The sequence below is a fragment of the Halomonas sp. GT genome, from assembly GCF_002082565.1.
Classification (GTDB): domain Bacteria; phylum Pseudomonadota; class Gammaproteobacteria; order Pseudomonadales; family Halomonadaceae; genus Vreelandella.
Genome location: NZ_CP020562.1, coordinates 2,759,701 through 2,783,054, shown reverse-complemented (window position 1 = coordinate 2,783,054; position 23,354 = coordinate 2,759,701). Strand labels below are relative to the sequence as shown.

Annotated in this window: 2 protein-coding genes; both read left to right on the top strand. The window is 60.7% G+C overall.

From position 1 onward, the window contains the following. The first annotated feature begins 6 nt into the window (after window positions 1-6). Window positions 7-1,815 carry an ABC transporter ATP-binding protein gene (locus B6A39_RS12825; RefSeq protein ID WP_232318706.1) on the top strand — a complete coding sequence of 603 codons (1,809 nt, stop codon included), beginning with the start codon at window positions 7-9 and terminating at the stop codon, window positions 1,813-1,815. 192 nt (window positions 1,816-2,007) lie between these two features. Beyond that, entirely contained in the window at window positions 2,008-23,265 is a 21,258-nt protein-coding gene (locus B6A39_RS12820; RefSeq protein WP_083006304.1) for a hypothetical protein, read from the top strand. Window positions 23,266-23,354: the final 89 nt, after the last annotated feature.

Sequence of the window (23,354 nt, the reverse complement as noted above, 5' to 3'; positions counted from 1 at the left end):
AACCAAATGACTAACAGTGAGAGAAACGAGATTCACGGAGATCAAGTTCTCGACCTGATGGCTGCGTTAGCTCGTGCGGTATTGTGGCCATTTCGTTGGCGCGTATTGACTATCTTGCTAATACAAATTGTAAGTCAGGTCATGCTGTTGGCAAGCCTAGTGCTACCCTGGCAACTGCTTCAAGTGTTGATCACCGGGCATAGTCGTATAGATGGTTGGGTTCCCAGGGTGGATAACCATGGTGGCAAGATAGCGGTATTAATCGCATTGGCAGTGCTCTGCTTTTGCACCTACGCCTTACTTCAATGGCTAGTCAAAAAAGCCATTGCGCATTTTTCGACCCTAATTCTTGGTCATTTGAATAAAACCCGGTTAGTTGCCAACCACCGATTACTTGGCAAACGCGTGTTAGGCATTGTGATAGGTGCTTTGTCATCAACGGTGATTGCACTGCTTTTCTGTCTTTTAATCGCTCTTCTACATCCTCTGCTAGCGCTATTAGCAGTTACTTGTGTGTTGGGGCTGGTGATGATCGTTGGCTTTTACTATCGCTTTGAGCGGGTGACGAAAATTCAGAATATGTTGCAAGGCAACGTTCTGACAGTCATCAATATCAGCTTTGCGTTAGGGTTTTTAATTATTGTCCTAGATTATTTCAATGGGACGATGCGTCCACTCTTGACACTGTTCATATTGCTGCTGGGAATGCGCCAATTAATGGCGGCCAGTGTTAATGGATTGGTCAATTTCTTGAGTATCATCAAGTATTTTCAGCAGATTAATATGCTGCTTTTGCCTCGCTCCCAGCAGATATCTCTCTTTTCAACCACGGATTTTGTACAACGTTTTGAACAAGCAACGCTTCAACGTTGGCTATTGCCATGGTTAGTTGAGTGTCATTATTGCCACCGCGATCCTGAAATTTTGCAGTGTCGCCTGCTTTCTGGGCGAGCCATCGCACACGTGTTGGTTCGGGATGTGGATAGCAATGGCTTCCCTCGCTATAGGTTGTTGAAGTGCTACATCCCTGCTCGGGAAAATGAAGCGCTTCATGAAATATCGCTATTGAGTGAAGTCGGTGGCTATTGTTATGGAGTCATCCCTACTGTGCCTGTGTTACTAGCCAGCGGTCGTTTGCCCTGGTGCTCCTTTTTGTTATTGGAAGTGGGGGACACACCTCCTCAATGGAAAAACTCTGAAGAACGTAAGCCTTGGATGAGTGAGCTACGTCAAGGCTTACGACATGTCCCTGTGCCAAACAATATCATTACCCAGTACGCTGCAACGTTTGCCTCATTACCTGAACGCATGAGAAATATTAAGGCATCGCATTTTTCCTATCTGACGCAAGAAGACAATCAGACCTTTCAAGTTGAGCGTTTCATGAAGTTATGGCCGCTTATGATCGTTGAGATAGAAAGGCTCCCCAAATGCTTGACGGTGCAAAATGCGAGTAGCGCGCGCATGGCAACCATAGGCAAGTATATGCTTCTGCTGGACTGGCATGGTTGGGTGTATGACACGCTGGGGGCCCACTGGCCGCTATCTGCAAAGCTAAATGCGGAAGTACTTGAGCTAATCAGCACTCAATGGGAAAGCCCTAATAATCAGCAAGGTTGGTCGGAGTTCGCTTCACCCACCATGGCGGCGAACTGTGTCGCACTCGCTGCGCGCGCTCATGAATTCTGCCAACGCTGTCATCTTAATAATGATTCAGGCGCACTCAATATGATGTCCGGGCTTATAAAAGCCTATGAAACCATTGGGCTGGTTGATGAACAAAAAGCCGTAGTAGAACGCTCCGTTCAGTATTAAAAAATCATCATAATTTTCAGCATATCCGTCAGGCCCCTCCTATCACTGTGCTAGTACTGTCCACCGGTACAATATGAATTCGCCGTCATCAAGATTAGCCTTGCTGCAAAATGCCGTTAATGAATATTTACTTTCATTGGTTTTTACAAAAGCGGCAAACTCTTTAATGAAACGGCGGGTGGGATACAGCACATGGCGACAGTTATCGCGATTTCAGGTCAGGCTTGGGCACGTGATGAAGATGGCAATCTGCGAGAGCTCCGTATTGGCGATGTTCTTCAGGAAGGTGAAACGATCATCACGTCTGCGGATGGTCGTGTAGATTTAGACTTTGCCGACGGAACAGGTGTTAACGTTGTTGAAGGCGGCCAAGAAGTTGCTGTCACTCCCGAGCTTGATCTTGATGCGATTGTAGCCACCGATGCCAGCGCCCAAGACGACGATTTAGAAGCACTGCTCGCCGCTCTTGATGATGAAGATGGCGATTTACTTGAACTGCTAGATGCTACCGCAGCCGGCGGCGCTGGCGGCGGTGGTGGTGGCGGTAACAGCTTTGTGCGCCTTGCCCGTATCGCCGAAGAAACCGACCCGCTTAGTTTTAGCACTGAAGGAGGCCTTGAAGGGGCTGAGTTCGTCGAATTTGATGGTGGCGTAGCCGCTGCTGCAGCACTAGATGACACTGATGCGGACGCAGATTCTGACGCCGACGCTGATGCCGATGCCGATGCTGATGCTGATGCTGATGCTGATGCTGATGCGGACGCCGATGCTGATGCTGATGCTGATGCCGATGCTGATGCGGACGCCGATGCCGACGCAGACGCAGACGCCGACGCGGATGCTGACGCTGATGCCGATGCTGATGCCGATGCCGATGCCGATGCTGATGCTGATGCGGACGCCGATGCAGATGCAGATGCGGACGCCGACGCTGATGCTGATGCCGACGCCGATTCAGACGCAGACGCGGATGCCGATGCCGACGCCGATTCAGACGCAGACGCGGATGCCGATGCCGATGCTGACGCCGATGCCGATGCCGATGCCGATGCAGATGCGGATGCGGACGCAGATGCCGATTCAGATGCCGACGCTGATGCTGATGCCGATGCCGATGCCGATGCCGATGCCGACGCTGATGCAGATGCTGACGCTGATGCTGATGCTGATGCAGATGCTGACGCTGATGCTGATGCTGATGCTGACGCCGATTCAGATGCTGACGCCGACGCCGATGCGGACGCCGATGCGGACGCTGACGCTGATGCAGACGCAGACGCCGATGCAGATGCCGACGCCGATTCAGATGCCGATTCAGATGCAGACGCCGATTCAGATGCAGATGCAGATGCTGACGCGGATGCAGATGCTGACGCGGATGCCGACGCTGACGCGGATGCTGACGCCGATGCAGATGCAGATGCCGATTCAGATGCCGATGCGGACGCTGACGCCGATTCAGATGCCGACTCCGATTCTGATGCGGACGCCGATGCGGATGCCGACGCCGATGCGGACGCTGATGCCGATGCCGATGCCGATGCCGATGCCGATGCCGATGCTGATGCTGATGCGGACGCCGATGCCGATGCTGATGCTGATGCTGATGCTGATGCGGACGCCGATGCTGATGCGGACGCCGATGCTGATGCGGACGCTGACGCTGACGCTGACGCTGATGCTGACGCTGACGCTGACGCTGACGCCGACGCAGATGCTGATGCCGACGCCGATGCCGATGCCGATGCCGATGCGGACGCAGACGCAGACGCAGACGCAGACGCCGATGCAGATGCTGACGCTGATGCTGATGCGGACGCCGATGCAGATGCGGATGCCGATGCAGACGCGGATGCGGATGCGGATGCAGATGCAGATGCGGATGCGGATGCGGATGCAGATGCGGACGCTGACGCCGATTCAGATGCCGACTCCGATTCTGATGCGGACGCCGATGCGGATGCCGACGCCGATGCGGACGCTGATGCCGATGCCGATGCCGATGCCGATGCTGATGCTGATGCGGACGCGGATACCGATGCAGATGCGGATGCCGATGCAGATGCCGACGCGGACGCTGATGCCGACGCCGATGCTGACGCCGATGCAGATGCAGATGCAGATATCGAGCTAGAAGCTACGATCACCATCGATACCATAGCCGGTGACGACGTGATCAACGGTTCAGAAGCTGACGGTGACGTCACTATCACTGGCACCGTGGGTGGCGACGCCCGCGAAGGCGACACTGTCACTCTGACTGTGGGTGGTGAGACATTCACAGGCCAAGTCGATGAAAGCCTGAACTACGCCATTGATGTCCCAGGCGCGCTTTTGGCCGACAATGACAGCATCACTGCTGACGTGATTGGTGAAGACGACGCAGGCAACATCTACAGTGCTGATATCGAGCGTGACTACAGTGTCGACGCCACCGCGCCGACGGTCAGCGTTGCGCTGGAAGACGCCTCTGGCGACATCTACAGCGCCGACGAAATCGCTGATGGCGTGAACGCCACCGTCACTCTGGGCGGCAGCACCGAAGTGGGCGACACCCTGGTGGTCACCGACGGCAAGGGCAACACGCTCCTGGATCGTGAAGTGACGCAGGACGACCTGGATAACGGTGTCACCGTCACCATCACCGACCTGGACGGCACGGATACGGCACTGAGCGTGACTGCCACGGTCACCGACCCGGCAGGCAACAGCGATAGCGACAGCGACACCGGTACCATCGACGCCACCGCGCCGACGGTCAGCGTTGCGCTGGAAGACGCCTCTGGCGACATCTACAGCGCCGACGAAATCGCTGATGGCGTGAACGCCACCGTCACTCTGGGCGGCAGCACCGAAGTGGGCGACACCCTGGTGGTCACCGACGGCAAGGGCAACACGCTCCTTGACCGTGAAGTGACGCAGGACGACCTGGATAACGGTGTCACCGTGACCATCACCGACCTGGACGGCACGGATACGGCACTGAGCGTGACTGCCACGGTTACCGACCCAGCAGGCAACAGCGACAGCGATACGGATAACGGCGTTATCGACGCCACCGCGCCGACGGTCAGCGTTGCGCTGGAAGACGCCTCTGGCGACATCTACAGCGCCGACGAAATCGCTGATGGCGTGAACGCCACCGTCACTCTGGGCGGCAGCACCGAAGTGGGCGACACCCTGGTGGTCACCGACGGCAAGGGCAACACGCTCCTTGACCGTGAAGTGACGCAGGACGACCTGGATAACGGTGTCACCGTCACCATCACCGACCTGGACGGCACGGATACGGCACTGAGCGTGACTGCCACGGTTACCGACCCAGCAGGCAACAGCGACAGCGATACGGATAACGGCGTTATCGACGCCACCGCGCCGACGGTCAGCGTGGCGCTGGAAGACGCCTCTGGCGATATCTACAGCGCCGACGAAATCGCTGATGGCGTGAACGCCACCGTCACCCTGGGCAGCAGCACCGAAATCGGCGACACCCTGGTCGTGGTGGATGGCAAAGGCAACGAGCTGTTCAACGGCGACGTCACCCAGGCGATGCTGGACAACGGCCTGACCGTGACCATTACCGACCTCACGGATGGCGATACCGATATCAGCGTCACTGCCACGGTTACCGACCCGGCAGGCAACAGCGACAGCGCCACGGATAACGGCGTTATCGACGCCACTGCGCCAACGGTCAGCGTGGCGCTGGAAGACGCCTCTGGCGATATCTACAGCGCCGACGAAATCGCTGATGGCGTGAACGCCACCGTCACTCTGGGCGGCAGCACCGAAGTGGGCGACACCCTGGTCGTGGTGGATGGCAAAGGCAACGAGCTGTTCAACGGCGACGTCACCCAGGCGATGCTGGACAACGGCCTGACCGTCACCATCACCGACCTGGACGGCACGGATACGGCACTGAGCGTCACTGCCACGGTTACCGACCCAGCAGGCAACAGCGACAGCGATACGGATAACGGCGTTATCGACGCCACCGCGCCAACGGTCAGCGTGGCGCTGGAAGACGCCTCTGGCGACATCTACAGCGCCGACGAAATCGCTGATGGCGTGAACGCCACCGTCACTCTGGGCGGCAGCACCGAAGTGGGCGACACCCTGGTGGTCACCGACGGCAAGGGCAACACGCTCCTTGACCGTGAAGTGACGCAGGACGACCTGGATAACGGTGTCACCGTGACCATCACCGACCTGGACGGCACGGATACGGCACTGAGCGTGACTGCCACGGTTACCGACCCAGCAGGCAACAGCGACAGCGATACGGATAACGGCGTTATCGACGCCACCGCGCCGACGGTCAGCGTTGCGCTGGAAGACGCCTCTGGCGACATCTACAGCGCCGACGAAATCGCTGATGGCGTGAACGCCACCGTCACTCTGGGCGGCAGCACCGAAGTGGGCGACACCCTGGTCGTGGTGGATGGCAAAGGCAACGAGCTGTTCAACGGCGACGTCACCCAGGCGATGCTGGACAACGGCCTGACCGTCACCATCACCGACCTGGACGGCACGGATACGGCACTGAGCGTGACTGCCACGGTCACCGACCCGGCAGGCAACAGCGATAGCGACAGCGACACCGGTACCATCGACGCCACCGCGCCGACGGTCAGCGTGGCGCTGGAAGACGCCTCTGGCGACATCTACAGCGCCGACGAAATCGCTGATGGCGTGAACGCCACCGTCACCCTGGGCAGCAGCACCGAAATCGGCGACACCCTGGTCGTGGTGGATGGCAAAGGCAACGAGCTGTTCAACGGCGACGTCACCCAGGCGATGCTGGACAACGGCCTGACCGTCACCATCACCGACCTGGACGGCACGGATACGGCACTGAGCGTGACTGCCACGGTCACCGACCCAGCAGGCAACAGCGACAGCGATACGGATAACGGCGTTATCGACGCCACCGCGCCGACGGTCAGCGTGGCGCTGGAAGACGCCTCTGGCGACATCTACAGCGCCGACGAAATCGCTGATGGCGTGAACGCCACCGTCACCCTGGGCAGCAGCACCGAAATCGGCGACACCCTGGTCGTGGTGGATGGCAAAGGCAACGAGCTGTTCAACGGCGACGTCACCCAGGCGATGCTGGACAACGGCCTGACCGTCACCATCACCGACCTGGACGGCACGGATACGGCACTGAGCGTGACTGCCACGGTCACCGACCCAGCAGGCAACAGCGACAGCGATACGGATAACGGCGTTATCGACGCCACCGCGCCGACGGTCAGCGTGGCGCTGGAAGACGCCTCTGGCGACATCTACAGCGCCGACGAAATCGCTGATGGCGTGAACGCCACCGTCACCCTGGGCAGCAGCACCGAAATCGGCGACACCCTGGTCGTGGTGGATGGCAAAGGCAACGAGCTGTTCAACGGCGACGTCACCCAGGCGATGCTGGACAACGGCCTGACCGTCACCATCACCGACCTGGACGGCACGGATACCGACATCAGCGTTACCGCCACGGTCACCGACCCAGCAGGTAACAGCGATAGCGACAGCGATAACGGCGTTATCGACGCCACCGCGCCGACGGTCAGCGTGGCGCTGGAAGACGCCTCTGGCGATATCTACAGCGCCGACGAAATCGCTGATGGCGTGAACGCCACCGTCACTCTGGGCGGCAGCACCGAAGTGGGCGACACCCTGGTGGTCACCGACGGCAAGGGCAACACGCTCCTTGACCGTGAAGTGACGCAGGACGACCTGGATAACGGTGTCACCGTCACCATCACCGACCTGGACGGCACGGATACGGCACTGAGCGTGACTGCCACGGTTACCGACCCAGCAGGCAACAGCGACAGCGATACGGATAACGGCGTTATCGACGCCACCGCGCCGACGGTCAGCGTTGCGCTGGAAGACGCCTCTGGCGATATCTACAGCGCCGACGAAATCGCTGATGGCGTGAACGCCACCGTCACTCTGGGCGGCAGCACCGAAATCGGCGACACCCTGGTCGTGGTGGATGGCAAAGGCAACGAGCTGTTCAACGGCGACGTCACCCAGGCGATGCTGGACAACGGCCTGACCGTCACCATCACCGACCTGGACGGCACGGATACCGACATCAGCGTTACCGCCACGGTCACCGACCCAGCAGGTAACAGCGATAGCGACAGCGATAACGGCGTTATCGACGCCACCGCGCCGACGGTCAGCGTGGCGCTGGAAGACGCCTCTGGCGATATCTACAGCGCCGACGAAATCGCTGATGGCGTGAACGCCACCGTCACTCTGGGCGGCAGCACCGAAGTGGGCGACACCCTGGTGGTCACCGACGGCAAGGGCAACACGCTACTGGATCGTGAAGTGACGCAGGACGACCTGGATAACGGTGTCACCGTCACCATCACCGACCTGGACGGCACGGATACGGCACTGAGCGTCACTGCCACGGTCACCGACCCAGCAGGCAACAGCGACAGCGCCACGGATAACGGCGTTATCGACGCCACTGCGCCAACGGTCAGCGTGGCGCTGGAAGACGCCTCTGGCGATATCTACAGCGCCGACGAAATCGCTGATGGCGTGAACGCCACCGTCACTCTGGGCGGCAGCACCGAAGTGGGCGACACCCTGGTGGTCACCGACGGCAAGGGCAACACGCTACTGGATCGTGAAGTGACGCAGGACGACCTGGATAACGGTGTCACCGTCACCATCACCGACCTGGACGGCACGGATACGGCACTGAGCGTGACTGCCACGGTTACCGACCCAGCAGGCAACAGCGACAGCGATACGGATAACGGCGTTATCGACGCCACCGCGCCGACGGTCAGCGTGGCGCTGGAAGACGCCTCTGGCGACATCTACAGCGCCGACGAAATCGCTGATGGCGTGAATGCCACCGTCACTCTGGGCGGCAGCACCGAAGTGGGCGACACCCTGGTGGTCACCGACGGCAAGGGCAACACGCTACTGGATCGTGAAGTGACGCAGGACGACCTGGATAACGGTGTCACCGTCACCATCACCGACCTGGACGGCACGGATACGGCACTGAGCGTCACTGCCACGGTTACCGACCCGGCAGGCAACAGCGACAGCGATACGGATAACGGCGTTATCGACGCCACCGCGCCGACGGTCAGCGTGGCGCTGGAAGACGCCTCTGGCGACATCTACAGCGCCGACGAAATCGCTGATGGCGTGAACGCCACCGTCACCCTGGGCAGCAGCACCGAAATCGGCGACACCCTGGTCGTGGTGGATGGCAAAGGCAACGAGCTGTTCAACGGCGACGTCACCCAGGCGATGCTGGACAACGGCCTGACCGTGACCATTACCGACCTCACGGATGGCGATACCGATATCAGCGTCACTGCCACGGTTACCGACCCGGCAGGCAACAGCGACAGCGCCACGGATAACGGCGTTATCGACGCCACTGCGCCAACGGTCAGCGTGGCGCTGGAAGACGCCTCTGGCGATATCTACAGCGCCGACGAAATCGCTGATGGCGTGAACGCCACCGTCACTCTGGGCGGCAGCACCGAAGTGGGCGACACCCTGGTCGTGGTGGATGGCAAAGGCAACGAGCTGTTCAACGGCGACGTCACCCAGGCGATGCTGGACAACGGCCTGACCGTCACCATCACCGACCTGGACGGCACGGATACGGCACTGAGCGTCACTGCCACGGTTACCGACCCAGCAGGCAACAGCGACAGCGATACGGATAACGGCGTTATCGACGCCACCGCGCCAACGGTCAGCGTGGCGCTGGAAGACGCCTCTGGCGACATCTACAGCGCCGACGAAATCGCTGATGGCGTGAATGCCACCGTCACTCTGGGCGGCAGCACCGAAGTGGGCGACACCCTGGTGGTCACCGACGGCAAGGGCAACACGCTCCTTGATCGTGAAGTGACGCAGGACGACCTGGATAACGGTGTCACCGTCACCATCACCGACCTGGACGGCACGGATACGGCACTGAGCGTGACTGCCACGGTTACCGATCCGGCAGGCAACAGCGATAGCGACAGCGACACCGGTACCATCGACGCCACCTCGCCAACGGTCAGCGTGGCGCTGGAAGACGCCTCTGGCGACATCTACAGCGCCGACGAAATCGCTGATGGCGTGAACGCCACCGTCACTCTGGGCGGCAGCACCGAAGTGGGCGACACCCTGGTGGTCACCGACGGCAAGGGCAACACGCTCCTTGACCGTGAAGTGACGCAGGACGACCTGGATAACGGTGTCACCGTCACCATCACCGACCTGGACGGCACGGATACGGCACTGAGCGTGACTGCCACGGTTACCGACCCAGCAGGCAACAGCGACAGCGATACGGATAACGGCGTTATCGACGCCACCGCGCCGACGGTCAGCGTGGCGCTGGAAGACGCCTCTGGCGACATCTACAGCGCCGACGAAATCGCTGATGGCGTGAACGCCACCGTCACCCTGGGCAGCAGCACCGAAATCGGCGACACCCTGGTCGTGGTGGATGGCAAAGGCAACGAGCTGTTCAACGGCGACGTCACCCAGGCGATGCTGGACAACGGCCTGACCGTCACCATCACCGACCTGGACGGCACGGATACGGCACTGAGCGTGACTGCCACGGTCACCGACCCAGCAGGCAACAGCGACAGCGATACGGATAACGGCGTTATCGACGCCACCGCGCCGACGGTCAGCGTGGCGCTGGAAGACGCCTCTGGCGACATCTACAGCGCCGACGAAATCGCTGATGGCGTGAACGCCACCGTCACCCTGGGCAGCAGCACCGAAATCGGCGACACCCTGGTCGTGGTGGATGGCAAAGGCAACGAGCTGTTCAACGGCGACGTCACCCAGGCGATGCTGGACAACGGCCTGACCGTCACCATCACCGACCTGGACGGCACGGATACGGCACTGAGCGTCACTGCCACGGTCACCGACCCAGCAGGCAACAGCGACAGCGATACGGATAACGGCGTTATCGACGCCACCGCGCCGACGGTCAGCGTGGCGCTGGAAGACGCCTCTGGCGATATCTACAGCGCCGACGAAATCGCTGATGGCGTGAACGCCACCGTCACTCTGGGCGGCAGCACCGAAGTGGGCGACACCCTGGTGGTCACCGACGGCAAGGGCAACACGCTCCTTGACCGTGAAGTGACGCAGGACGACCTGGATAACGGTGTCACCGTCACCATCACCGACCTGGACGGCACGGATACGGCACTGAGCGTGACTGCCACGGTTACCGACCCAGCAGGCAACAGCGACAGCGATACGGATAACGGCGTTATCGACGCCACCGCGCCGACGGTCAGCGTTGCGCTGGAAGACGCCTCTGGCGATATCTACAGCGCCGACGAAATCGCTGATGGCGTGAACGCCACCGTCACTCTGGGCGGCAGCACCGAAATCGGCGACACCCTGGTCGTGGTGGATGGCAAAGGCAACGAGCTGTTCAACGGCGACGTCACCCAGGCGATGCTGGACAACGGCCTGACCGTCACCATCACCGACCTGGACGGCACGGATACCGACATCAGCGTTACCGCCACGGTCACCGACCCAGCAGGTAACAGCGATAGCGACAGCGATAACGGCGTTATCGACGCCACCGCGCCGACGGTCAGCGTGGCGCTGGAAGACGCCTCTGGCGATATCTACAGCGCCGACGAAATCGCTGATGGTGTGAACGCCACCGTCACTCTGGGCGGCAGCACCGAAGTGGGCGACACCCTGGTGGTCACCGACGGCAAGGGCAACACGCTACTGGATCGTGAAGTGACGCAGGACGACCTGGATAACGGTGTCACCGTCACCATCACCGACCTGGACGGCACGGATACGGCACTGAGCGTCACTGCCACGGTCACCGACCCAGCAGGCAACAGCGACAGCGCCACGGATAACGGCGTTATCGACGCCACTGCGCCAACGGTCAGCGTGGCGCTGGAAGACGCCTCTGGCGATATCTACAGCGCCGACGAAATCGCTGATGGCGTGAATGCCACCGTCACTCTGGGCGGCAGCACCGAAGTGGGCGACACCCTGGTGGTCACCGACGGCAAGGGCAACACGCTCCTTGATCGTGAAGTGACGCAGGACGACCTGGATAACGGTGTCACCGTCACCATCACCGACCTGGACGGCACGGATACGGCACTGAGCGTGACTGCCACGGTTACCGATCCGGCAGGCAACAGCGATAGCGACAGCGACACCGGTACCATCGACGCCACCTCGCCAACGGTCAGCGTGGCGCTGGAAGACGCCTCTGGCGACATCTACAGCGCCGACGAAATCGCTGATGGCGTGAACGCCACCGTCACTCTGGGCGGCAGCACCGAAGTGGGCGACACCCTGGTGGTCACCGACGGCAAGGGCAACACGCTCCTTGACCGTGAAGTGACGCAGGACGACCTGGATAACGGTGTCACCGTCACCATCACCGACCTGGACGGCACGGATACGGCACTGAGCGTGACTGCCACGGTTACCGACCCAGCAGGCAACAGCGACAGCGATACGGATAACGGCGTTATCGACGCCACCGCGCCGACGGTCAGCGTTGCGCTGGAAGACGCCTCTGGCGACATCTACAGCGCCGACGAAATCGCTGATGGCGTGAATGCCACCGTCACTCTGGGCGGCAGCACCGAAGTGGGCGACACCCTGGTCGTGGTGGATGGCAAAGGCAACGAGCTGTTCAACGGCGACGTCACCCAGGCGATGCTGGACAACGGCCTGACCGTCACCATCACCGACCTGGACGGCACGGATACGGCACTGAGCGTCACTGCCACGGTCACCGACCCAGCAGGCAACAGCGACAGCGATACGGATAACGGCGTTATCGACGCCACCGCGCCGACGGTCAGCGTTGCGCTGGAAGACGCCTCTGGCGACATCTACAGCGCCGACGAAATCGCTGATGGCGTGAACGCCACCGTCACTCTGGGCGGCAGCACCGAAGTGGGCGACACCCTGGTGGTCACCGACGGCAAGGGCAACACGCTCCTTGATCGTGAAGTGACGCAGGACGACCTGGATAACGGTGTCACCGTCACCATCACCGACCTGGACGGCACGGATACGGCACTGAGCGTGACTGCCACGGTTACCGACCCAGCAGGCAACAGCGACAGCGATACGGATAACGGCGTTATCGACGCCACCGCGCCGACGGTCAGCGTTGCGCTGGAAGACGCCTCTGGCGACATCTACAGCGCCGACGAAATCGCTGATGGCGTGAACGCCACCGTCACTCTGGGCGGCAGCACCGAAGTGGGCGACACCCTGGTGGTCACCGACGGCAAGGGCAACACGCTCCTGGATCGTGAAGTGACGCAGGACGACCTGGATAACGGTGTCACCGTCACCATCACCGACCTGGACGGCACGGATACGGCACTGAGCGTGACCGCCACGGTTACCGACCCGGCAGGCAACAGCGACAGCGATACGGATAACGGCGTTATCGACGCCACCGCGCCGACGGTCAGCGTGGCGCTGGAAGACGCCTCTGGCGACATCTACAGCGCCGACGAAATCGCTGATGGCGTGAACGCCACCGTCACTCTGGGCGGCAGCACCGAAGTGGGCGACACCCTGGTGGTCACCGACGGCAAGGGCAACACGCTACTGGATCGTGAAGTGACGCAGGACGACCTGGATAACGGTGTCACCGTCACCATCACCGACCTGGACGGCACGGATACCGACATCAGCGTTACCGCCACGGTCACCGACCCAGCAGGTAACAGCGATAGCGACAGCGATAACGGCGTTATCGACGCCACCGCGCCGACGGTCAGCGTTGCGCTGGAAGACGCCTCTGGCGACATCTACAGCGCCGACGAAATCGCTGATGGCGTGAACGCCACCGTCACTCTGGGCGGCAGCACCGAAGTGGGCGACACCCTGGTCGTGGTGGATGGCAAAGGCAACGAGCTGTTCAACGGCGACGTCACCCAGGCGATGCTGGACAACGGCCTGACCGTCACCATCACCGACCTGGACGGCACGGATACGGCACTGAGCGTCACTGCCACGGTTACCGACCCGGCAGGCAACAGCGACAGCGATACGGATAACGGCGTTATCGACGCCACCGCGCCGACGGTCAGCGTGGCGCTGGAAGACGCCTCTGGCGACATCTACAGCGCCGACGAAATCGCTGATGGCGTGAACGCCACCGTCACCCTGGGCAGCAGCACCGAAATCGGCGACACCCTGGTCGTGGTGGATGGCAAAGGCAACGAGCTGTTCAACGGCGACGTCACCCAGGCGATGCTGGACAACGGCCTGACCGTCACCATCACCGACCTGGACGGCACGGATACGGCACTGAGCGTCACTGCCACGGTCACCGACCCAGCAGGCAACAGCGACAGCGATACGGATAACGGCGTTATCGACGCCACCGCGCCGACGGTCAGCGTTGCGCTGGAAGACGCCTCTGGCGACATCTACAGCGCCGACGAAATCGCTGATGGCGTGAACGCCACCGTCACTCTGGGCGGCAGCACCGAAGTGGGCGACACCCTGGTCGTGGTGGATGGCAAAGGCAACGAGCTGTTCAACGGCGACGTCACCCAGGCGATGCTGGACAACGGCCTGACCGTCACCATCACCGACCTGGACGGCACGGATACGGCACTGAGCGTGACTGCCACGGTCACCGACCCGGCAGGCAACAGCGATAGCGACAGCGACACCGGTACCATCGACGCCACCGCGCCGACGGTCAGCGTGGCGCTGGAAGACGCCTCTGGCGACATCTACAGCGCCGACGAAATCGCTGATGGCGTGAACGCCACCGTCACTCTGGGCGGCAGCACCGAAGTGGGCGACACCCTGGTGGTCACCGACGGCAAGGGCAACACGCTCCTTGATCGTGAAGTGACGCAGGACGACCTGGATAACGGTGTCACCGTCACCATCACCGACCTGGACGGCACGGATACGGCACTGAGCGTGACTGCCACGGTCACCGACCCAGCAGGCAACAGCGATAGCGACAGCGACACCGGTACCATCGACGCCACCGCGCCGACGGTCAGCGTTGCGCTGGAAGACGCCTCTGGCGACATCTACAGCGCCGACGAAATCGCTGATGGCGTGAACGCCACCGTCACTCTGGGCGGCAGCACCGAAGTGGGCGACACCCTGGTCGTGGTGGATGGCAAAGGCAACGAGCTGTTCAACGGCGACGTCACCCAGGCGATGCTGGACAACGGCCTGACCGTCACCATCACCGACCTGGACGGCACGGATACGGCACTGAGCGTCACTGCCACGGTTACCGACCCGGCAGGCAACAGCGACAGCGATACGGATAACGGCGTTATCGACGCCACCGCGCCGACGGTCAGCGTGGCGCTGGAAGACGCCTCTGGCGACATCTACAGCGCCGACGAAATCGCTGATGGCGTGAACGCCACCGTCACTCTGGGCGGCAGCACCGAAGTGGGCGACACCCTGGTGGTCACCGACGGCAAGGGCAACACGCTCCTTGATCGTGAAGTGACGCAGGACGACCTGGATAACGGTGTCACCGTCACCATCACCGACCTGGACGGCACGGATACCGACATCAGCGTTACCGCCACGGTCACCGACCCAGCAGGCAACAGCGATAGCGACAGCGACACCGGTACCATCGACGCCACCGCGCCGACGGTCAGCGTGGCGCTGGAAGACGCCTCTGGCGATATCTACAGCGCCGACGAAATCGCTGATGGCGTGAACGCCACCGTCACTCTGGGCGGCAGCACCGAAGTGGGCGACACCCTGGTCGTGGTGGATGGCAAAGGCAACGAGCTGTTCAACGGCGACGTCACCCAGGCGATGCTGGACAACGGCCTGACCGTCACCATCACCGACCTGGACGGCACGGATACGGCACTGAGCGTCACTGCCACGGTCACCGACCCAGCAGGCAACAGCGACAGCGATACGGATAACGGCGTTATCGACGCCACCGCGCCGACGGTCAGCGTGGCGCTGGAAGACGCCTCTGGCGACATCTACAGCGCCGACGAAATCGCTGATGGCGTGAACGCCACCGTCACTCTGGGCGGCAGCACCGAAGTGGGCGACACCCTGGTCGTGGTGGATGGCAAAGGCAACGAGCTGTTCAACGGCGACGTCACCCAGGCGATGCTGGACAACGGCCTGACCGTCACCATCACCGACCTGGACGGCACGGATACGGCACTGAGCGTGACTGCCACGGTCACCGACCCGGCAGGCAACAGCGATAGCGACAGCGACACCGGTACCATCGACGCCACCGCGCCGACGGTCAGCGTGGCGCTGGAAGACGCCTCTGGCGACATCTACAGCGCCGACGAAATCGCTGATGGCGTGAACGCCACCGTCACTCTGGGCGGCAGCACCGAAGTGGGCGACACCCTGGTGGTCACCGACGGCAAGGGCAACACGCTCCTTGATCGTGAAGTGACGCAGGACGACCTGGATAACGGTGTCACCGTGACCATCACCGACCTGGACGGCACGGATACCGACATCAGCGTTACCGCCACGGTCACCGACCCAGCAGGCAACAGCGATAGCGACAGCGACACCGGTACCATCGACGCCACCGCGCCGACGGTCAGCGTGGCGCTGGAAGACGCCTCTGGCGATATCTACAGCGCCGACGAAATCGCTGATGGCGTGAACGCCACCGTCACTCTGGGCGGCAGCACCGAAGTGGGCGACACCCTGGTCGTGGTGGATGGCAAAGGCAACGAGCTGTTCAACGGCGACGTCACCCAGGCGATGCTGGACAACGGCCTGACCGTCACCATCACCGACCTGGACGGCACGGATACGGCACTGAGCGTCACTGCCACGGTCACCGACCCAGCAGGCAACAGCGACAGCGATACGGATAACGGCGTTATCGACGCCACCGCGCCGACGGTCAGCGTGGCGCTGGAAGACGCCTCTGGCGACATCTACAGCGCCGACGAAATCGCTGATGGCGTGAACGCCACCGTCACTCTGGGCGGCAGCACCGAAGTGGGCGACACCCTGGTGGTCACCGACGGCAAGGGCAACACGCTCCTTGACCGTGAAGTGACGCAGGACGACCTGGATAACGGTGTCACCGTCACCATCACCGACCTGGACGGCACGGATACGGCACTGAGCGTGACTGCCACGGTTACCGACCCAGCAGGCAACAGCGACAGCGATACGGATAACGGCGTTATCGACGCCACCGCGCCGACGGTCAGCGTTGCGCTGGAAGACGCCTCTGGCGACATCTACAGCGCCGACGAAATCGCTGATGGCGTGAATGCCACCGTCACTCTGGGCGGCAGCACCGAAGTGGGCGACACCCTGGTCGTGGTGGATGGCAAAGGCAACGAGCTGTTCAACGGCGACGTCACCCAGGCGATGCTGGACAACGGCCTGACCGTCACCATCACCGACCTGGACGGCACGGATACGGCACTGAGCGTCACTGCCACGGTCACCGACCCAGCAGGCAACAGCGACAGCGATACGGATAACGGCGTTATCGACGCCACCGCGCCGACGGTCAGCGTGGCGCTGGAAGACGCCTCTGGCGACATCTACAGCGCCGACGAAATCGCTGATGGCGTGAACGCCACCGTCACTCTGGGCGGCAGCACCGAAGTGGGCGACACCCTGGTGGTCACCGACGGCAAGGGCAACACGCTCCTTGACCGTGAAGTGACGCAGGACGACCTGGATAACGGTGTCACCGTCACCATCACCGACCTGGACGGCACGGATACGGCACTGAGCGTCACTGCCACGGTTACCGACCCAGCAGGCAACAGCGACAGCGATACGGATAACGGCGTTATCGACGCCACCGCGCCGACGGTCAGCGTGGCGCTGGAAGACGCCTCTGGCGACATCTACAGCGCCGACGAAATCGCTGATGGCGTGAACGCCACCGTCACTCTGGGCGGCAGCACCGAAGTGGGCGACACCCTGGTCGTGGTGGATGGCAAAGGCAACGAGCTGTTCAACGGCGACGTCACCCAGGCGATGCTGGACAACGGCCTGACCGTCACCATCACCGACCTGGACGGCACGGATACCGACATCAGCGTTACCGCCACGGTCACCGACCCAGCAGGTAACAGCGATAGCGACAGCGATAACGGCGTTATCGACGCCACCGCGCCGACGGTCAGCGTGGCGCTGGAAGACGCCTCTGGCGATATCTACAGCGCCGACGAAATCGCTGATGGCGTGAACGCCACCGTCACTCTGGGCGGCAGCACCGAAGTGGGCGACACCCTGGTGGTCACCGACGGCAAGGGCAACACGCTACTGGATCGTGAAGTGACGCAGGACGACCTGGATAACGGTGTCACCGTCACCATCACCGACCTGGACGGCACGGATACCGACATCAGCGTTACCGCCACGGTCACCGACCCAGCAGGCAACAGCGACAGCGCCACGGATAACGGCGTTATCGACGCCACTGCGCCAACGGTCAGCGTGGCGCTGGAAGACGCCTCTGGCGACATCTACAGCGCCGACGAAATCGCTGATGGCGTGAACGCCACCGTCACTCTGGGCGGCAGCACCGAAGTGGGCGACACCCTGGTGGTCACCGACGGCAAGGGCAACACGCTCCTTGATCGTGAAGTGACGCAGGACGACCTGGATAACGGTGTCACCGTGACCATCACCGACCTGGACGGCACGGATACCGACATCAGCGTTACCGCCACGGTCACCGACCCGGCAGGCAACAGCGACAGCGATACGGATAACGGCGTTATCGACGCCACCGCGCCGACGGTCAGCGTGGCGCTGGAAGACGTCTCTGGCGACATCTACAGCGCCGACGAAATCGCTGATGGCGTGAACGCCACCGTCACTCTGGGCGGCAGCACCGAAGTGGGCGACACCCTGGTCGTGGTGGATGGCAAAGGCAACGAGCTGTTCAACGGCGACGTCACCCAGGCGATGCTGGACAACGGCCTGACCGTCACCATCACCGACCTGGACGGCACGGATACGGCACTGAGCGTGACTGCCACGGTCACCGACCCGGCAGGCAACAGCGATAGCGACAGCGACACCGGTACCATCGACGCCACCGCGCCGACGGTCAGCGTTGCGCTGGAAGACGCCTCTGGCGATATCTACAGCGCCGACGAAATCGCTGATGGCGTGAATGCCACCGTCACTCTGGGCGGCAGCACCGAAGTGGGCGACACCCTGGTGGTCACCGACGGCAAGGGCAACACGCTCCTTGATCGTGAAGTGACGCAGGACGACCTGGATAACGGTGTCACCGTCACCATCACCGACCTGGACGGCACGGATACGGCACTGAGCGTGACTGCCACGGTTACCGATCCGGCAGGCAACAGCGATAGCGACAGCGACACCGGTACCATCGACGCCACCTCGCCAACGGTCAGCGTGGCGCTGGAAGACGCCTCTGGCGACATCTACAGCGCCGACGAAATCGCTGATGGCGTGAACGCCACCGTCACTCTGGGCGGCAGCACCGAAGTGGGCGACACCCTGGTGGTCACCGACGGCAAGGGCAACACGCTCCTTGACCGTGAAGTGACGCAGGACGACCTGGATAACGGTGTCACCGTCACCATCACCGACCTGGACGGCACGGATACGGCACTGAGCGTGACTGCCACGGTTACCGACCCAGCAGGCAACAGCGACAGCGATACGGATAACGGCGTTATCGACGCCACCGCGCCGACGGTCAGCGTGGCGCTGGAAGACGCCTCTGGCGACATCTACAGCGCCGACGAAATCGCTGATGGCGTGAACGCCACCGTCACTCTGGGCGGCAGCACCGAAGTGGGCGACACCCTGGTGGTCACCGACGGCAAGGGCAACACGCTACTGGATCGTGAAGTGACGCAGGACGACCTGGATAACGGTGTCACCGTGACCATCACCGACCTGGACGGCACGGATACCGACATCAGCGTTACCGCCACGGTCACCGACCCGGCAGGCAACAGCGACAGCGATACGGATAACGGCGTTATCGACGCCACCGCGCCGACGGTCAGCGTGGCGCTGGAAGACGTCTCTGGCGACATCTACAGCGCCGACGAAATCGCTGATGGCGTGAACGCCACCGTCACTCTGGGCGGCAGCACCGAAGTGGGCGACACCCTGGTGGTCACCGACGGCAAGGGCAACACGCTACTGGATCGTGAAGTGACGCAGGACGACCTGGATAACGGTGTCACCGTCACCATCACCGACCTGGACGGCACGGATACCGACATCAGCGTTACCGCCACGGTCACCGACCCAGCAGGCAACAGCGACAGCGCCACGGATAACGGCGTTATCGACGCCACTGCGCCAACGGTCAGCGTGGCGCTGGAAGACGCCTCTGGCGACATCTACAGCGCCGACGAAATCGCTGATGGCGTGAACGCCACCGTCACTCTGGGCGGCAGCACCGAAGTGGGCGACACCCTGGTGGTCACCGACGGCAAGGGCAACACGCTCCTTGATCGTGAAGTGACGCAGGACGACCTGGATAACGGTGTCACCGTGACCATCACCGACCTGGACGGCACGGATACCGACATCAGCGTTACCGCCACGGTCACCGACCCGGCAGGCAACAGCGACAGCGATACGGATAACGGCGTTATCGACGCCACCGCGCCGACGGTCAGCGTGGCGCTGGAAGACGTCTCTGGCGACATCTACAGCGCCGACGAAATCGCTGATGGCGTGAACGCCACCGTCACTCTGGGCGGCAGCACCGAAGTGGGCGACACCCTGGTCGTGGTGGATGGCAAAGGCAACGAGCTGTTCAACGGCGACGTCACCCAGGCGATGCTGGACAACGGCCTGACCGTCACCATCACCGACCTGGACGGCACGGATACGGCACTGAGCGTGACTGCCACGGTCACCGACCCGGCAGGCAACAGCGATAGCGACAGCGACACCGGTACCATCGACGCCACCGCGCCGACGGTCAGCGTTGCGCTGGAAGACGCCTCTGGCGACATCTACAGCGCCGACGAAATCGCTGATGGCGTGAACGCCACCGTCACTCTGGGCGGCAGCACCGAAGTGGGCGACACCCTGGTGGTCACCGACGGCAAGGGCAACACGCTCCTTGATCGTGAAGTGACGCAGGACGACCTGGATAACGGTGTCACCGTCACCATCACCGACCTGGACGGCACGGATACGGCACTGAGCGTGACTGCCACGGTTACCGACCCAGCAGGCAACAGCGACAGCGATACGGATAACGGCGTTATCGACGCCACCGCGCCAACGGTCAGCGTGGCGCTGCAGGGCGCTGGTGACGATGATGTCTACAACATTAATGAGATTGCTGCTGGCGAGCCTGATAGCGTAGAAGCCTTAGTTACTTTCCAAGCAGGTACTAAGGTTGGGGATACGTTGGTCGTTAAAGATGCAGGCGGTAACACGCTGACCACCGTAGTGCTGGATCAGGAAGACATTAATAACGGTGTTACTGTTTGGGTAGCTGTGAGCCAAGGGGCGACTAACGTGAGTGTTAGTGCCACGGTCACGGATCCTGCGGGTAATAGTGCCAGCGATGATGACAGTAAAGGCGTCGCCAACGTTGCGCCTGAAGCCACGATCACCATTGATCCAGCCTTCGGGGGTGATGACTTCCTGAGCAATAGCGAGGCCGAAGAGGCTCAGCCGATTACCGGTAGCGTAGGCGGCGATGCCAAAGCTGGCGACGCGATCGAGGTTACTATCGGAGGCGAGGTCTATACCACCACCGTCGATGGTGATGGCAGCTCCTGGTCTGTGAGTGTGCCATCGGATAAAGTCGCTGGCCTGGGCTCAGGAGAGATTACGGCTAACGTCATAGGTGTGGATCAATACGGTAATGCCTATGAGGCGGAGACTGATCGGCCATTTGAAGTTCAGCCGCCTGCGTCGCTCAATGTGGGAGGAAACGGAGATAACACCATTGAAGGTGGTGGCGGTGACGATGTCATCATTGGTGATCGTGGTGGCAAAGTAACCATTGTCGATCCTGCGGCTAACTACAATATATCTTTAATAGTAGATGTGTCGGGAAGTATGACGAGTGGGTCTGGGACGCCCGGGTTGTCAAGAATGAATCTAACTAAGCAGGCCTTAGTGAACTTGTCTAACCAATTGAAAGATCATGAGGGTGTGATAAATGTACAGTTAGTTACTTTCTCAACTAATGCTTCTACACCTGTAGTTATCCAAGGACTAAATCCTGGCAATGTGCACCAATTAATCAATGCGATTAATGTACTGCAAGCTTCCGGAGGTACTAACTATCAGGCGGCTTTCCAGCAGTCAGTGGCTTGGTTTAATGCGCAGAATGCGCAGCAGGGAAGTGGCAATTTCGAAAACTTGTCATTTTTCCTCACTGACGGAAATCCAACATATTCTTACTATAACGGATCGCTGTGGGGGAATGGACGGGACACTGACTACTACGTAATGGAAGATGCTGTTAATGCCTTTACCAGCTTGTCTTCTAAAAGCTCAGTGAATGCAATTGGGATTGGTAACGGCGTAAATGAAAATTTACTGCGCTTTTTTGACAATACGGATGTTGTAGATTCTTCTGCTACTCAGTATGTCAGTGCGAGAGGTTATTCAGGCACAATCACTGCCCCGGCGGGCAGTGTGGATATTGTCAATAATGCTAGTGAGCTAGCCGCTGCTTTGGAAGGTAGTTCGGAGTTCGATGAGCTTGAATCTCTGGGGGATGACATCATTACTGGAGGGAAAGGAGATGACATTATCTTCGGTGATGCTATCAATACTGACCACCTCCAGTGGACAAACCAAGACACAGGCACCTTATTTGCTGCAGGAAGTCACGACGGCTTGGGTTACCAAGGGCTGCGAGAGTTCCTGAAGTGGGAAGTTAATAATGGAGCAGTGCCTAATGATGATCAGATTCTCGATTATGTTAGAGAGAACTGGGAATCCTTAATCGACACAGTTCGTACTGATGGTGGTGGTAATACTATCGATGGTGGTGCTGGGAACGATATCTTGATCGGTGGCGCTGGTAACGACACTCTCATTGGTGGCGAAGGTAACGATCTACTCTTCGGTGGCCTAGGCGCTGACACCTTCAAGTGGGAGTTAAATGACCAGGGCACTGCGGATAATCCTGCCATTGATACAGTGATGGACTTCAACGCGGGTGAAGGCGATAAACTGGATATTGGTGAGTTATTGGATTATGAAAACGGTGACTCGCTAGATGCCTATATTGTCGCGGAAGAAGACAGCGGTGATACAGTGCTGTATGTCAACTCTGAAGGGGGCTTGGCAGGCGATAAAGAGAATGCTGATCAAGTTATTCGTTTAGAGGGTAAGAGCTTCTCTGACTTTGGTGGTGGCGGATCACAGGATGTAATCCTCCATATGATCCAAAATGGAAAGCTAGATATCGAATAACCTTTACCTACCTCAACAGGCCGCCCACTGGGCGGCCTTGTTGTATTCAATGCCGAATTACGTTTAGCTACACTTAAGCGCTTTTACTT

Excerpts from the sequence above, each read along its gene's own strand:
- B6A39_RS12825 (WP_232318706.1), top strand. The coding sequence starts at position 7 with ATGACTAACAGTGAGAGAAACGAGATTCACGGAGATCAAGTTCTCGAC.
- B6A39_RS12820 (WP_083006304.1), top strand. The coding sequence starts at position 2,008 with ATGGCGACAGTTATCGCGATTTCAGGTCAGGCTTGGGCACGTGATGAA.